The following is a 13,345-nucleotide window of genomic DNA, read 5'->3' as shown; positions in this document are numbered from 1 at the left end:
TTATTGTAAATTATTTTTGTGATTCTTTGTGTTTTTGTAACCATTGCTCAAGATAATGAATACTTTCACCACCATGAATGAAACCCGGATCAGCAAAAATATCACGGTGCAGGTTGGTATTAGTTTTAATACCGGTGATGGCCAGCTCCTGCAGGGCAACACGCATTTTGGCGATAGCTTCATTACGATCACGCCCGTGGGTACAAACCTTACCAATCATGCTATCGTAATAAGGAGGTACGGTATAGCCCTGATATATATGGCTGTCAATGCGCACACCGTTACCACCGGGCTGGTGGCAGCTGGTAATCAGACCGGGGCTGGGAACAAAAGTATACGGGTCTTCGGCATTAATCCGGCATTCAAAAGCATGTCCTTGTAAACGGATATCCGCCTGAGTGTAGGATAAGGGCAGACCGGAAGCTACACGGATTTGCTCCTGTACAATATCCACACCGGTAATCAGCTCGGTAATAGCATGCTCAACCTGTACACGGGTATTCATTTCAATGAAGAAGAACTCACCATCTTCATACAGAAATTCAAATGTACCTGCACCACGGTAGCCGATGCGCTGACATGCGGCTACACACGCGCTACCAATACGTTCGCGTTCTTCCGCAGTGATAAATGGTGCCGGTGCTTCTTCAATGACTTTCTGATGGCGGCGCTGCATAGAGCAGTCACGCTCACCCAGATAAATGGCATTGCCATGTTCATCACACAGTACCTGAATTTCAATATGGCGCGGTTTCTGCAGATAGCGCTCCATATACACGGCAGGATTACCAAAAGCAGCACCGGCTTCAGTACGGGTCATTTCTACTGCGGCCAGTAAATCCTCAGCCTTTTCAACTACGCGCATACCTCGACCGCCGCCGCCGCCTGATGCTTTAATAATGACCGGATAGCCTACCGCAGCACCGATTTTTTCAATTTCCTGCGGATCTTCCGGTAATGCACCATCTGAACCGGGTACACAGGGGACACCGGCTGCCTGCATCGCCTTTTTCGCAGAAACTTTGTCACCCATCTGACGTATGGTTTCCGGACGCGGACCGATAAAAACAAAACCGGACTGCTCCACCTGTTCTGCAAAACCATCATTTTCTGCCAGAAATCCATAACCGGGGTGAATGGCATCAGCATCGGTAACTTCAGCAGCGGAAATCAGAGCAGGGATATTCAGGTAACTTTGGGCGGAACTGGCCGGACCAATACAAACAGATTCATCAGCCAGCTTGACGTGCAGAGCATCACTATCGGCTTCTGAATGCACAGCCACGGTTGCAATACCCATTTCATGGCAGGCGCGCAGAATGCGCAGCGCAATTTCGCCACGATTGGCAATAAGAACTTTTTTTAACATGAGGCAGTACCTTGTAAAAAAGGGGAGTTATGACTGATATTAAGATTACTCAATAATAAACAGCGGTTCACCAAACTCCACAGGCTGCCCGTTGGATACGAGAATTTCTTTGACTACGCCACTGTGATCAGCTTCAATTTCATTCATCAGTTTCATGGCTTCGATGATACACAGAGTATCGCCGGCATTAACGGTTTGCCCCACTTCAACAAACGGTGCAGAAGTCGGACTTGCTGCCCGGTAAAAAGTTCCGACCATCGGTGATTTCATCGCTTTGCTCAGATCAGGACCGGCTGCCGGTACGGCTGCTGCGGGAGCAGCTTCTGCCGGAACTGCTGCTGGTGCAGCCATAACAGCCGGCTGTTGTTGTACTGGTGCAGAATATACTGGCTGAGCAGCAGTAGTGCGGGTAATGCGTACCTTTTCCTCACCTTCGGTCACTTCGATTTCAGCAATGCCTGACTCTTCTACCAGATCAATGAGTTTTTTAAGTTTACGTAAATCCATATTATGAACCCTTGTGTGATTGGACTAGATCGCAATAGGTATTAGTGTTGGCGATCTGTCTCTTGAATGTATTCAATTGCACGGTGTAACGCTGCCTCGTAACCATATACGCCCAGACCACAGATTACCCCCATGGCAATATCGGACAGATAGGAATGGCGCCGGAAAGCTTCGCGTGCATGTACATTTGAAATGTGTATCTCAATAAATGGTTTGCCGGCAGCTGCAAAAGCATCACGAATGGCTACGCTGGTATGGGTAAACGCACCCGGGTTAATAATAATAAATCGGGTATCATCAGTTAATGCAGCCTGAATGCGTTCTGTCAGAACATGTTCGGCATTGCTTTGCAGTGTTTCCAGTGTTAGGCCTGCAGCTTGTGCCTGTACAAGCAGTTTCTGATTAATGTCTGCCAGTGTGGTATGACCATATATATGTGGCTCCCGTAACCCTAAAAGATTCAGATTGGGGCCGTTTAAAACCAGAATTGAGGCACTCATATATTGATTGTTTATCGCAAAATTGCGCCATTTTTGCCGAAAATGCGCGCAAATGTCCAGTATTTTCGTAAAAATTTCACTATACAAACTACAACTGTTTTCCTTATAACAGTCTGGCAGCCTTATTTTGCGTGCTTAATAAACTGATAAGCCGGATATTTAAACTGTGGCTGATAAGGGTAATATGCTACTGCTTCGCAGTCTGTGCAAGCCGGCTTATAATACGTCTTTTGCCTTTTTCGGGCACATATTACATGCATATTAATGATTTTGATTTTGATTTGCCACCGGAACTGATTGCTCAGCACCCTCCGGCTGTGCGCGGCAGTAGCCGTCTGCTGGTGGCTTTGCCCGGGCAGCCTCCGACAGACAGTGAATTTATCCGGCTGGCAGATTATGTGGCAGCCGGTGATGTTTTGGTATTTAACAATACCCGTGTAATGAAAGCCCGCCTTTTTGGCCGTAAAGCCAGTGGCGGTCAGATTGAAGCATTGATTGAACGAGTGCTGGATAACCATACTGCTCTGGCACATGTGCGTTCATCTAAATCGCCCAAACCGGGTACAGAACTGATTTTCGAAGGCGGATTGCATGCACAGATGCAGGCACGACAAGGTGAGTTATTTGTACTGCATTTTTCCGGCGACAAAACTGTATGGGAGCTACTGGAAGCGCACGGCCATTTGCCATTACCACCATACATTACCCGTTCGGCTGATCACGACGATGATGAACGCTATCAGACGATTTATGCTAAATATGAAGGAGCAGTAGCTGCCCCTACCGCCGGTTTGCACTTTACCGATACTATTTTGCAACAATTGCGAGATAAAGGCGTACACCTGACCGAAGTAACTTTACATGTAGGTGCAGGCACCTTTCAGCCAGTGCGGGTAGAAAATATTGCTGAACATCATATGCATAGTGAATGGTATGACGTGAGTGAGGAAGTTGTAGCAGAGATTGAAGCGGCACAGGCGCGAGGAAATAAAATCTGGGCGGTAGGCACAACAGCAGTTCGCGCACTGGAGTCTGCAGCACGCAGTGGAAAATTACAGGCAGGCCAGGGCGATACCAATATTTTTATTACGCCGGGCTATGAGTTTAAGGTAATTGACCGCATGATTACCAATTTTCACCTGCCTAAATCAACTTTACTCATGCTGGTAAGCGCATTTAGCGGTTATGATGAAATTCGTGCCATTTACCAGCATGCCATTGGCGCCGGATACCGCTTTTTCAGTTATGGCGATGCCATGCTGCTGGGTAATCTGGCAAAAACAAAAACAGAATAAGATATAAGGAACATAACATGAGAATGTTGCATACTATGCTGCGAGTAGGTGATTTGGATAAATCACTGGCGTTTTATCAGGATGTGCTCGGTATGAAACTGCTGCGGCGAGAAGATTTTCCCGGCGGACGTTTTACTCTGGCTTTTGTCGGCTATGGTGAAGAATCTGACAGTACCGTACTGGAATTAACCTATAACTGGGATACGCATACTTATGATCTAGGTACAGGATACGGACATATTGCTATTGAGGTAGATGATGCTTATGCTGCCTGTGATGCTGTGCGCGCTAAGGGCTGTCGTGTAACCCGTGAGGCCGGACCCATGCAGCATGGCACTACTGTCATCGCATTTGTGGAAGATCCTGATGGCTATAAAATTGAATTCATTCAGAAGAAGAAATAAGTTCGCAGCATTATATTGATTATAACTGTGTCAGACTGAACTATGATCAGTATCAATATCCTGACAGATGGTTTATAGCCATCTGTTTTCGTTCCAATGGAGTTTTGATTGCTTGACGCTGATTCAGGCTGCCTATTATGATGCCATTATTCATATGCTTATTTATGCATCCGTTCGGGACGACCCGACCGGTAGATTCTCACGCAGGACGGCCTGCATCAGCCTTAACAGGAATCATTATGGCCTGGGTGTCATTATTGCTGGCCGGCATACTTGAAATAGTCTGGGCAATTGGTCTTAAGTATTCACAGAATTTTACTAAATTCACCCCGAGTATCATTACATTAGCTGCTCTGGTTGGCAGCTTTCTTCTGCTGGCACAGTCCATGCGTTCATTGCCGGTAGGTACAGCTTATGCAGTCTGGACTGGTATTGGTGCTGTGGGGGCAACCATTGTTGGTATCATTGCTTTTAAAGAACCGGCTGGTGCCATGCGTCTGATTAGCCTGACACTGATTATTGCCGGTATTATTGGTCTGAAACTGGGCGCACACTAAATTCATACTGTCCGGCAAGTTATAACATCCGCTTATTAAATTTATATTAAGCTGGATTGTATTGCAAAGCTGGACATTTATATTAAATAATGATAATAATTATCATTATTTAATAATTTAAAATTCAAGGGGTAATTCAGTTATGAAAAAAATAATAACGCTGGCTGTGGCATCGGCTCTGATAATGGGGTTAAGTGCCTGTCAAAGCACTGCACCGTCAATTAACCTTACTCAGGCTGGCGAAGAAATTAAAATACCGGTACAACCGCAAAAAATTGTTGTGATGGATTTCGGTGCTTTAGATACACTGGATGCACTAGGTGCCGGCAACCGCGTTATTGCTGCGCCGGTAAGTAATATTCCGGCTTATCTGCAACAATATCATAATGCACAGGTACAGGATTCAGGCAAAATGAAGGAGCCGGATATTGCCGGTATTAAAGCTGCCAGTCCGGATCTGATTATCATGAGCGGAAGGCAGAATAATTTCTATAAAGATTTAAGTGCTATTGCACCTACACTCAATTACTCAGTTAATGCCGGTGAAAATTATTATTCTGCGGTTAAGAATCAGATCAGATTGCTGGGGAAAATTGCCGGCAAAGAAGTACTGGCGCAGGAGCAGTTGAATGCACTGGATTTAAAAATGGATGCAGCCCGTCAGCTCGCGCAGCAATCCGGTAAAAAAGCCATCGTGGTATTACATAATGACGGAAATGTGATGCTGATGAATCAGGGTAGCTATGCTGCGCTGATCTTCGATGAATTACATGTAAAACGGGCTGTAAATGCCAATGATCTGCCTGTACCGGATAAAGCTGAAAATGGCCGGCCGGCACGTATAATGGTTGATAATCAGTTTATTGCTCAATATCATCCGGATATTATTTACGTTGTTGACCGCAGTAAAGCAATAGGTAATACACCAATGCGCAGCGATTATTTTGATAATAAAGTTATGCAGAATGCAGGTACGCAAATCGTTAATCTTAGTGCTGACTTGTGGTATTTATCCGGCAACGGGCTGGAAAGTCTGAATCGTCAGATTGATGAAGTTATCCGGCCGCTGAACAGCATGAATTAAATTTTGTTTCTGTCACATCACAGCCAGCCGTTATTACTAATGGCTGGCTTTTTTGTTGAAAACAGATAATAGCCTATCCTGATAATAGACATTATTGATAAAGACATATTATATGTAAATGTAATTGTTAAATTTTTTAAATCAGACACAAATAATGACCTGAATAAAGGTTTTATTGCTGTGTTTTCGATAATATAGTGGTTGTAAACAACAGAAAATATTATCTTCTGATAGTTATGGGTTAGACAGGCAGTCTATGCTGATTAACTCAGACCAAATATATCAGAGCAGACAAGTATTTACAGTTAAAACTATTTACGGCACCTTCCTCGGAAAGGAATAAGAATGAAGATAGGTATTCCACGCGAATCTCTTGCCGGTGAAACCAGAGTAGCGGCTACGCCGAAAACCGTTACCCAGCTAATTAAATTGGGGCATGAAGTTGTTATTGAGCATGATGCCGGTAAGGCAGCCAGCTTATCTGACGGTTTGTATCAGGAAGCAGGCGCAACAGTGGCGGATGCAGACACTGTCTGGCAGTGTCCGCTAATATTTAAGGTAAATGCACCGAATAAAGAAGAAATTGCCGCCATGCAGTCCGATACGATACTGGTCAGCTTCATCATGCCGGCGCAGCAGTCAGAGCTGGTACAGCAGTTACAGGCGAAAAAAATTACCGTACTGGCAATGGACATGGTACCGCGGATTTCACGTGCACAGGCAATGGATGCATTGTCGTCAATGGCTAATATCAGTGGCTATCGGGCGGTAATTGAAGCTGCTGAAAACTTTGGCCGTTTCTTTACCGGCCAGATTACTGCTGCCGGTAAAGTTCCTCCGGCAGAAGTGCTGGTGATAGGTGCAGGGGTGGCTGGTCTGGCCGCTATTGGTACAGCCCGTCAGCTTGGTGCCGTGGTTAATGCATTCGATACCCGCCCTGAAGTTGCTGACCAGATTGAGTCCATGGGTGGTAACTTTCTGCAACTGGACTATCAGGAAGAAGAAAGCAGTAGTGGCGACGGCTATGCTAAAACCATGAGTGCTGCTTATATTGAAGCAGAAATGAAACTGTTTGCCGAACAGGCCAGACAAGTTGACATTATCATTACAACTGCTGCGATTCCGGGAAAACCTGCTCCCAAACTGATTACCCGGGAGATGGTAGACAGTATGCGTGAAGGTTCGGTAATCGTGGATCTGGCCGCTGCTACCGGCGGTAACTGCGAATATACCGAACCCGGTAAAATTATTACTACCGCCAATGGGGTGAAAATAATTGGTTATACCGATATGGCTAACCGTCTGGCAGGCCAGTCTTCACAGCTTTATGGCACAAATCTGGTTAATCTGGCACGCCTGCTTACACCGAATAAGGATGGTGAGCTGGCATTAAACTTCGAAGATGTGATTATCCGTAACATGACTGTTACTCATGAAGGCAACAGCATGTATCCACCACCACCGATTCAGGTATCCGCTGCGCCAAAAGCAGAACCGAAAGTTGCAGCTCCGGCTCCTGTTGCGACAGCACAGCCGGCATCAGCAAACAAAAAAATCATCTGGGCAGCAATTGCAGTCATACTGATGTTGTGGATAGGTGCGGTTGCTCCGGTGGCTTTTCTGAATCACTTCATGGTATTTGTACTTGCCTGTGTAGTGGGTTACTTTGTGGTATGGAACGTGAACCACGCCTTGCATACCCCGTTAATGTCAGTAACTAATGCCATATCGGGCATTATTGTAGTAGGTGCATTGCTGCAAATCGGGCAGGGACATGGTTTCGTATCGTTGCTGGCCTTTATTGCAGTAGCGATAGTCAGCGTTAATATCTTCGGTGGCTTTGCTGTTACCCGCCGTATGCTCAATATGTTTCGTAAATAAGGGGGAAACGGTATGTCTCAAGGTATCGTAACTGCTGCATACATCGTTGCTGCAGTATTGTTTATTCTGAGTCTGGCCGGACTCTCACAGCAGGAAAGTGCCAGACGTGGCTGTTATATGGGCATAGCAGGTATGGCTATTGCGCTGATTGCTACGGTTTTCAGTGAAAATGCGCACGGTCTGGGCTGGGTGATTATTGCCATGGTTATTGGTGGTGCAGTGGGTCTGCAACAGGCTAAGAAAGTAGAAATGACCCAGATGCCGGAGCTGATTGCTATGCTGCACAGCTTTGTCGGATTAGCTGCCGTACTGGTGGGTTTCAACAGCTACATCGACCCTCATGATGTAGACTCAGACATGTTCACCATCCATCTGGTTGAAGTATTTCTGGGGGTATTTATTGGTGCAGTAACCTTTAGTGGTTCATTAGTAGCATGGGGAAAACTGAATGGTAAGATTGCCAGCAGCCCCCTGCAACTGCCACACCGGCACCTGCTCAATCTGGGCGCACTGGTATTGTCATTTTTACTGATGCTGTGGTTCGTAGGTGTTGGCGGTTCCGGTTTTGCTCTGATTGTCATGACTCTGATTGCACTGGTATTCGGTTATCATCTGGTCGCTTCGATTGGCGGAGCTGATATGCCGGTAGTCATTTCCATGCTGAATTCTTATTCAGGCTGGGCTGCCGCCGCTGCCGGTTTTATGCTTGATAACGATCTACTGATTGTTATCGGTGCATTAGTCGGTTCGTCCGGTGCGATTTTGTCATATATCATGTGTCAGGCGATGAATCGCAAATTTCTGTCTGTAATTGGCGGTGGTTTCGGCTCAGCGCCGGTAGCCGCAAACAGTGACAATGTACCAGCCGGCGAAGTTCAGGAAATCAAACCGGAGCAGGTAGCAGATACACTGAAAAATGCACATAGCGTCATTATTACGCCGGGATACGGTATGGCGGTGGCTCATGCACAAAATGCAGTGGCCAGTATTACCGCCAAACTGCGCCAGCAAGGTATTAATGTCCGCTTCGGGATTCATCCGGTAGCCGGACGCCTGCCCGGACATATGAATGTATTACTGGCTGAAGCAAAAGTACCTTATGATATTGTACTGGAAATGGACGAAATCAATGATGATTTCAGCGATACTGATGTAGTACTGGTGATTGGTGCCAATGATACAGTCAATCCGGCAGCAGTAACTGACCCGAATAGTCCTATTGCCGGTATGCCGGTATTGCATGTCTGGGAAGCCAAAAATGTGATTGTATTTAAACGTTCAATGCAATCCGGTTATGCAGGCGTAGATAATCCACTGTTTTATGAAGAAAATGTCAGAATGTGTTTTGGTGATGCCAAAGCTACGCTGGATGAAGTGGATAAAAATATTTAACAATGAAAAAACAGTCTGGTCATTTACCAGACTGTTTTTTTATAAAGCTCAATAAATAAAAATTTTAAGAAATTCGATATAAATCTGGATATTACCCTATCTGCTAAAGATTACAGAATGTTATTTATTGAATAAAGAATCACACCTTCCCATTTTCCGCCAATCAAATCCATTGCCAAATTAATTGGTCAGTGAACATCAGGCATTATTCAATCAGCGCTTGGGTAATACTACCGGACAAAAATCAGAATCTGTACGGATAAGCGGGCCGCTAACGGCATCTACTGCAATAGGTATTGAAGCAAAAATACCCGGTATCAGGGTTTTTCCCTGTTCATCTTTCACGCCCCCCAGTGTTTCTGCAATTGCAGATGGTTTACCGGGTAAATTCAGAATAAGACTATTGCCACGCAGTACCCCTACCTGACGCGATAAAATAGCAGTAGGAGTGAAATGCAGACTAATTTGCCGCATTAATTCACCAAAGCCCGGAATTACCCGGTCGGCAACTGCCAGCGTTGCTTCCGGAGTTACATCGCGTAAATAAGGGCCAGTACCGCCGGTAGTCAGAATCAGAGGGCAGGCATCTTCATCGGCAAGCTGAGTCAGAATACTTTCAATAAGTGGCTGTTCATCCGGAATCAGGTGCTCAACAAATTCCAAAGGATTCAATACCGCACGCTGTAACCATTTTTTCAGTTCAGGCAAACCCTGATCCGTGTAGACGCCAGTAGAAGCCCGGTCACTGATAGAAACCAGACCAATTTTTAATAAAGACAATGTATCCATTTTCAGAGCTCATCCAGCATTACAAAGACAATTATTGTAATATAGACCCTTTAGCCTGTCAGTGAAGCAAGATGAATTCAGACGAGTTAACTCATTTCAATAATCGTGGCGAAGCTCATATGGTAGATGTGGGAGCCAAACCGCACAGTAAGCGCATTGCCATTGCAACCGGTATTATCAGTGTCAATGAAACTGCGTTTAATAAAATACGCAATGGTGACAGTAAAAAAGGGGATGTACTCGGTATTGCACGAATTGCCGCAATACAGGCATCCAAACAAACCAGTAATTTAATACCTTTATGCCATCCGATAGCACTTACCCGGGTTAATGTTGATTTCAGTCTTGATGATGAAAAACGCAGTATTACTATTTGTGTACAAACAGAAAATACGGGGCAGACCGGAGTTGAAATGGAAGCATTAACTGCTGCCAGTGTCGGACTGCTTACTATTTATGATATGCTCAAAGCAGTAGATCGCAGTATGATTATCAGCAATATCTGTCTGCAACACAAAGAGGGCGGCCAGTCCGGTGCCTGGTATCGCCAGCCCTGATTCAGTTAAGGTGAAAGCAAATTCGTAGTGATTTTTAGTTATTAAAAAATTATTAAATAAACAGGTATATCAGTGCCACGCTGGTAATGAGCAGCTCAGGCTGTGTATAGTTAATAAATAGCTCTGATGAAGTAAATAATCTTAGTGCCTTCAGTCAAAAAGGCTATATCTACTTTCTTCATCTGCAATATAAACTTTGAGGCGCCTGTTTATTTTATATATAGCAAAAAAGTATCTTAAAAATAGACAACGGACCCATATTAATAACTTAGTTAAGGTATACCAGTATCTTAAATTTTTTTTATAAAAAATTGATATTTATAATTATTTTTTAAATGTAATGAAAAAAATTAAATGTATTTTAAATGTAAGAACTAGAGAAATGATTATTTTAACTATACATTAAAAAATTAACATTAAAATTGCAATACTAAGTTTAAGTATAATTTTTTATAATAAAAATATTTAATAACTTAATTAAAATCGATAAAAAAATTAATGAATCTTCCAATGGTGTTTTCTCATAAATTTTAATATATAAATATATAATTATTAGTTATATATTTAGAATAAATAGTTATTTGAACGGTAATCATCAAAATTTTAAGTATAATAAATAAATAGCTTTTGCTTAAAAAATCTCTATATATATAAATTTATATATAAAATTCCAAATGTTTATTTAATAAAAAATTAATGTTAAAATTATAAAAAAATGCTACATCTTTAACAAAATTTCACATATAATGACAATGTAGCTGATACCTCGGAAAAAAGATACTATTACCAATAGATGCAATCCAATATTTTGTCGGTCAATTTTTTATATGCAAAAAAACATGCAAAGGTGCAAACCTAGCTGATTTCTGGCATTTTCTTGCGAATGACAAAATGGTATCATCTATCCGGTAGTTAAATACAGATAGTGAATTGCTAAATTAATGTATTTTTTAATACTAATGCTATGCTGTAAATTAATTATTATAGCTTAATATTAAAATTTTAATATAAACATTGTTTGCATTAATGTATTTAAGTGTTGTTCCTAATATATTCACATATTAGATTATATAGTAAAGATTACAATTTGCAAGTTTTAATTTAAATATTGTGCAAAAAATGTTGCTTTTTTTAAATTTATATTTGTAAATTCTTGTTTACAAATATGTTTTAAATTAGACCTTACATAGTTTTATTTGAAAGTAATTCCAAAATGGAAAATTTTAACGTCGGGTTTGCCTCTAGAATGCAGGAAGTAGTTACTATTCTGAAAAGTGTTTCTGAATTAGCCAGGAAGGTAGATGTTGCTTACCCTACTGCTTCTAAATGGGTGAAAGAAGGTGCAGAACCGAGTACTACTAATCTAATTAAAATAGCCGATGTTGCACAGGTAAATCTATTATGGCTGGCGACAGGTAAGGGGCCTAAATTTAATTATGATAGTGTAAATAACCACAAAGATTTTTATACTAAACTACCCGATCCATTATCCATGAATACCGGCACTGATCTTAGTGAAAGCAGTCCTGATTATGCCGGCCGTTCCAATGAAATATGTGCAGGAGATTATACATTCATTCCAGTCTGCTCTTTGCAAAATACCAATAAAACAGACGTCTCGGACAATAAAACTTTATGCACCATTGCTTTCAATCGTAGCTGGCTGGAAAATTATCTGAATGTTGATCCGCAGAAATTAAGTACATTTATCGTTAAAGATGACAGTATGGCTGGTGTTTTTAATGACGGAGATCATGTACTGGTTAATCATGGAAAAAAAGAAGGCGGTGACGGTCTGTATGTGTTGCGCATAGGAAAAAATATTCTGGTTAAGCGTACGCAGTTGAAACCGAATAATCAATTATTGGTTACTTCTGCTAACAAAGAATACGAAGCATTTACTGTTGATCTGGCACATATTGAAGAAGATTTTGAAATTATTGGTAAGGTTGAATGGTTTGGTCGCAAGATCTGATATCGATTGATAATTTCAGGTATAAATCAAATTGCTCTTAAATTAATGTGCATAGTGAAGCAAGTAAAATATATGAGAAATATGAAAATATAAATGCTGTTTTATTGTAATAGTATAAATTCCAGTTTGATTTGACATTGTTACCAATCAGCCATTAATTACCTGAGCTGGTGCATAGCAGTAGCGGTATAAAATTCAGAAATCCGTCAGTATCATCTCTGGTAGTGAATTAAAGCCGGCAATTTAGGTTGTCTGGCTTTTTTAAATAGATGGTCATGATTCATTCTGTTTGGTTAGGGTTAATATGCGCGAGATAAACATATATTTTTATTTGTTAATCAAGTGAACTTAACGTAACTGACTGTCTTTGCTGCCACGCCGGTTGTATAAACTGAATGTTTTCTGCATTTCCTTATCCCGTTCTGCCTGACAGTGAACACAAAAACGAACGCCCTGAATAGCCTGACGACGCCCGATAGGAATTGCTTCGCCACATTCTTCACAAAATTCTGCGCTTTCATCTGCAATATCCATTTGCTGACGGACATGATTGATGGCATCTGCTATCGTGCTTTCAATCTGCTGATTTACCGCATCATCTGATGCCCAGCCGCTGGCCATAATAAGCTCCTTCAAAATAATAGATTATTGATATGGAGTTATATTGTTTGATTTCAATAGATTGCTGATTAATATGGATATTTATTGATAATATAAAGAGGAAATAAATCCGGATTACTGAATTTTTATACTCAAAAATAAAGTAAATCATTGAAGCGGATTTAATATTTTACTTTGAAAGTAATCAATCTGCTTTATGAAAGGCTAATTTGAAAATCATAAAAATTTATATTTGGAAATTATTTTCTGTTATGTTTTGCAGACTTACGTGAATAAACAATTTTCACCTGTTAATTGGCATATGAAATACAGATTCGGGTGAAACTTAAATTAATCTATCTAAATCATAATTTTATTTACCTGTAACTGGATTGCAATATGCGCTATGGTTTTATAGACTGATTTTGATTTTTC

The 13,345-nt window shown here is 41.8% G+C and carries 13 protein-coding genes; 8 read left to right on the top strand and 5 right to left on the bottom strand.

The genetic code is table 11. From position 1 onward, the window contains the following. Positions 1-10: 10 nt before the first annotated feature. Genes accC through aroQ form a run of 3 tightly spaced genes read right to left on the bottom strand, consistent with a single transcriptional unit; the run spans position 11 to position 2,376 of the window. A complete protein-coding gene (accC, locus tag GY065_RS08735; RefSeq protein ID WP_025331184.1) occupies positions 11-1,369 on the bottom strand; it encodes an acetyl-CoA carboxylase biotin carboxylase subunit in 1,359 nt (452 codons plus the stop codon). A 45-nt stretch (positions 1,370-1,414) separates the two neighbouring features. Continuing rightward, complete coding sequence (gene accB / locus GY065_RS08730; RefSeq protein WP_025331183.1) at positions 1,415-1,876, bottom strand: acetyl-CoA carboxylase biotin carboxyl carrier protein; 462 nt, start codon at positions 1,874-1,876, stop codon at positions 1,415-1,417. A gap of 41 nt (positions 1,877-1,917) precedes the next feature. After that, complete coding sequence (aroQ, locus tag GY065_RS08725; protein WP_025331182.1) at positions 1,918-2,376, bottom strand: type II 3-dehydroquinate dehydratase; 459 nt, start codon at positions 2,374-2,376, stop codon at positions 1,918-1,920. Between the two features lie 254 nt (positions 2,377-2,630). Between aroQ and queA the strand changes: the two genes are divergently transcribed. The 6 genes from queA (at position 2,631) to pntB (ending at position 8,989) form a co-directional block, all read left to right on the top strand. Beyond that, on the top strand, positions 2,631-3,671 hold the full coding sequence (gene queA, locus GY065_RS08720) for a tRNA preQ1(34) S-adenosylmethionine ribosyltransferase-isomerase QueA (RefSeq protein WP_174833826.1): 1,041 nt from the start codon (positions 2,631-2,633) through the stop codon (positions 3,669-3,671). 17 nt (positions 3,672-3,688) lie between these two features. Continuing rightward, positions 3,689-4,075: a lactoylglutathione lyase gene (gene gloA, locus GY065_RS08715; protein ID WP_078475657.1), complete on the top strand. Its 387-nt coding sequence runs from the start codon at positions 3,689-3,691 to the stop codon at positions 4,073-4,075. Between the two features lie 239 nt (positions 4,076-4,314). Beyond that, positions 4,315-4,632 carry a quaternary ammonium compound efflux SMR transporter SugE gene (gene sugE / locus GY065_RS08710; RefSeq protein WP_025331179.1) on the top strand — a complete coding sequence of 106 codons (318 nt, stop codon included), beginning with the start codon at positions 4,315-4,317 and terminating at the stop codon, positions 4,630-4,632. Positions 4,633-4,774: 142 nt separating this feature from the next. Further along, a complete protein-coding gene (locus tag GY065_RS08705) occupies positions 4,775-5,716 on the top strand; it encodes a siderophore ABC transporter substrate-binding protein (protein ID WP_174833825.1) in 942 nt (313 codons plus the stop codon). Between the two features lie 345 nt (positions 5,717-6,061). After that, on the top strand, positions 6,062-7,597 hold the full coding sequence (locus GY065_RS08700; RefSeq protein ID WP_174833824.1) for a Re/Si-specific NAD(P)(+) transhydrogenase subunit alpha: 1,536 nt from the start codon (positions 6,062-6,064) through the stop codon (positions 7,595-7,597). A 12-nt stretch (positions 7,598-7,609) separates the two neighbouring features. Then, complete coding sequence (pntB, locus tag GY065_RS08695; RefSeq protein WP_174833823.1) at positions 7,610-8,989, top strand: Re/Si-specific NAD(P)(+) transhydrogenase subunit beta; 1,380 nt, start codon at positions 7,610-7,612, stop codon at positions 8,987-8,989. 213 nt (positions 8,990-9,202) lie between these two features. Here the strand turns inward: pntB and mog are convergent, their stop codons facing one another. Then, on the bottom strand, positions 9,203-9,778 hold the full coding sequence (gene mog / locus GY065_RS08690) for a molybdopterin adenylyltransferase (protein WP_174833822.1): 576 nt from the start codon (positions 9,776-9,778) through the stop codon (positions 9,203-9,205). Positions 9,779-9,849: 71 nt separating this feature from the next. On the opposite strand from mog, the gene moaC reads away from it, so the two are divergent. Together moaC and GY065_RS08680 are read left to right on the top strand one after the other, a co-directional pair. Then, positions 9,850-10,335: a cyclic pyranopterin monophosphate synthase MoaC gene (gene moaC / locus GY065_RS08685; RefSeq protein WP_174833821.1), complete on the top strand. Its 486-nt coding sequence runs from the start codon at positions 9,850-9,852 to the stop codon at positions 10,333-10,335. A 1,213-nt stretch (positions 10,336-11,548) separates the two neighbouring features. After that, on the top strand, positions 11,549-12,310 hold the full coding sequence (locus tag GY065_RS08680; RefSeq protein ID WP_037475831.1) for a helix-turn-helix transcriptional regulator: 762 nt from the start codon (positions 11,549-11,551) through the stop codon (positions 12,308-12,310). A gap of 348 nt (positions 12,311-12,658) precedes the next feature. Here GY065_RS08680 and GY065_RS08675 read toward each other — a convergent pair whose 3' ends face one another. Continuing rightward, positions 12,659-12,931, bottom strand: a complete 273-nt coding sequence (locus GY065_RS08675) for a DksA/TraR family C4-type zinc finger protein (protein WP_174833820.1) — start codon at positions 12,929-12,931, stop codon at positions 12,659-12,661. Positions 12,932-13,345: the final 414 nt, after the last annotated feature.

The organism is Snodgrassella sp. ESL0323 (assembly GCF_013346865.1).
Classification (GTDB): domain Bacteria; phylum Pseudomonadota; class Gammaproteobacteria; order Burkholderiales; family Neisseriaceae; genus Snodgrassella; species Snodgrassella alvi.
This window is presented reverse-complemented; position numbering and strand designations above follow the sequence as displayed.

Excerpts from the sequence above, each read along its gene's own strand:
- accC (WP_025331184.1), bottom strand. The coding sequence starts at position 1,369 with ATGTTAAAAAAAGTTCTTATTGCCAATCGTGGCGAAATTGCGCTGCGC.
- accB (WP_025331183.1), bottom strand. The coding sequence starts at position 1,876 with ATGGATTTACGTAAACTTAAAAAACTCATTGATCTGGTAGAAGAGTCA.
- aroQ (WP_025331182.1), bottom strand. The coding sequence starts at position 2,376 with ATGAGTGCCTCAATTCTGGTTTTAAACGGCCCCAATCTGAATCTTTTA.
- queA (WP_174833826.1), top strand. The coding sequence starts at position 2,631 with ATGCATATTAATGATTTTGATTTTGATTTGCCACCGGAACTGATTGCT.
- gloA (WP_078475657.1), top strand. The coding sequence starts at position 3,689 with ATGAGAATGTTGCATACTATGCTGCGAGTAGGTGATTTGGATAAATCA.
- sugE (WP_025331179.1), top strand. The coding sequence starts at position 4,315 with ATGGCCTGGGTGTCATTATTGCTGGCCGGCATACTTGAAATAGTCTGG.
- GY065_RS08705 (WP_174833825.1), top strand. The coding sequence starts at position 4,775 with ATGAAAAAAATAATAACGCTGGCTGTGGCATCGGCTCTGATAATGGGG.
- GY065_RS08700 (WP_174833824.1), top strand. The coding sequence starts at position 6,062 with ATGAAGATAGGTATTCCACGCGAATCTCTTGCCGGTGAAACCAGAGTA.
- pntB (WP_174833823.1), top strand. The coding sequence starts at position 7,610 with ATGTCTCAAGGTATCGTAACTGCTGCATACATCGTTGCTGCAGTATTG.
- mog (WP_174833822.1), bottom strand. The coding sequence starts at position 9,778 with ATGGATACATTGTCTTTATTAAAAATTGGTCTGGTTTCTATCAGTGAC.
- moaC (WP_174833821.1), top strand. The coding sequence starts at position 9,850 with ATGAATTCAGACGAGTTAACTCATTTCAATAATCGTGGCGAAGCTCAT.
- GY065_RS08680 (WP_037475831.1), top strand. The coding sequence starts at position 11,549 with ATGGAAAATTTTAACGTCGGGTTTGCCTCTAGAATGCAGGAAGTAGTT.
- GY065_RS08675 (WP_174833820.1), bottom strand. The coding sequence starts at position 12,931 with ATGGCCAGCGGCTGGGCATCAGATGATGCGGTAAATCAGCAGATTGAA.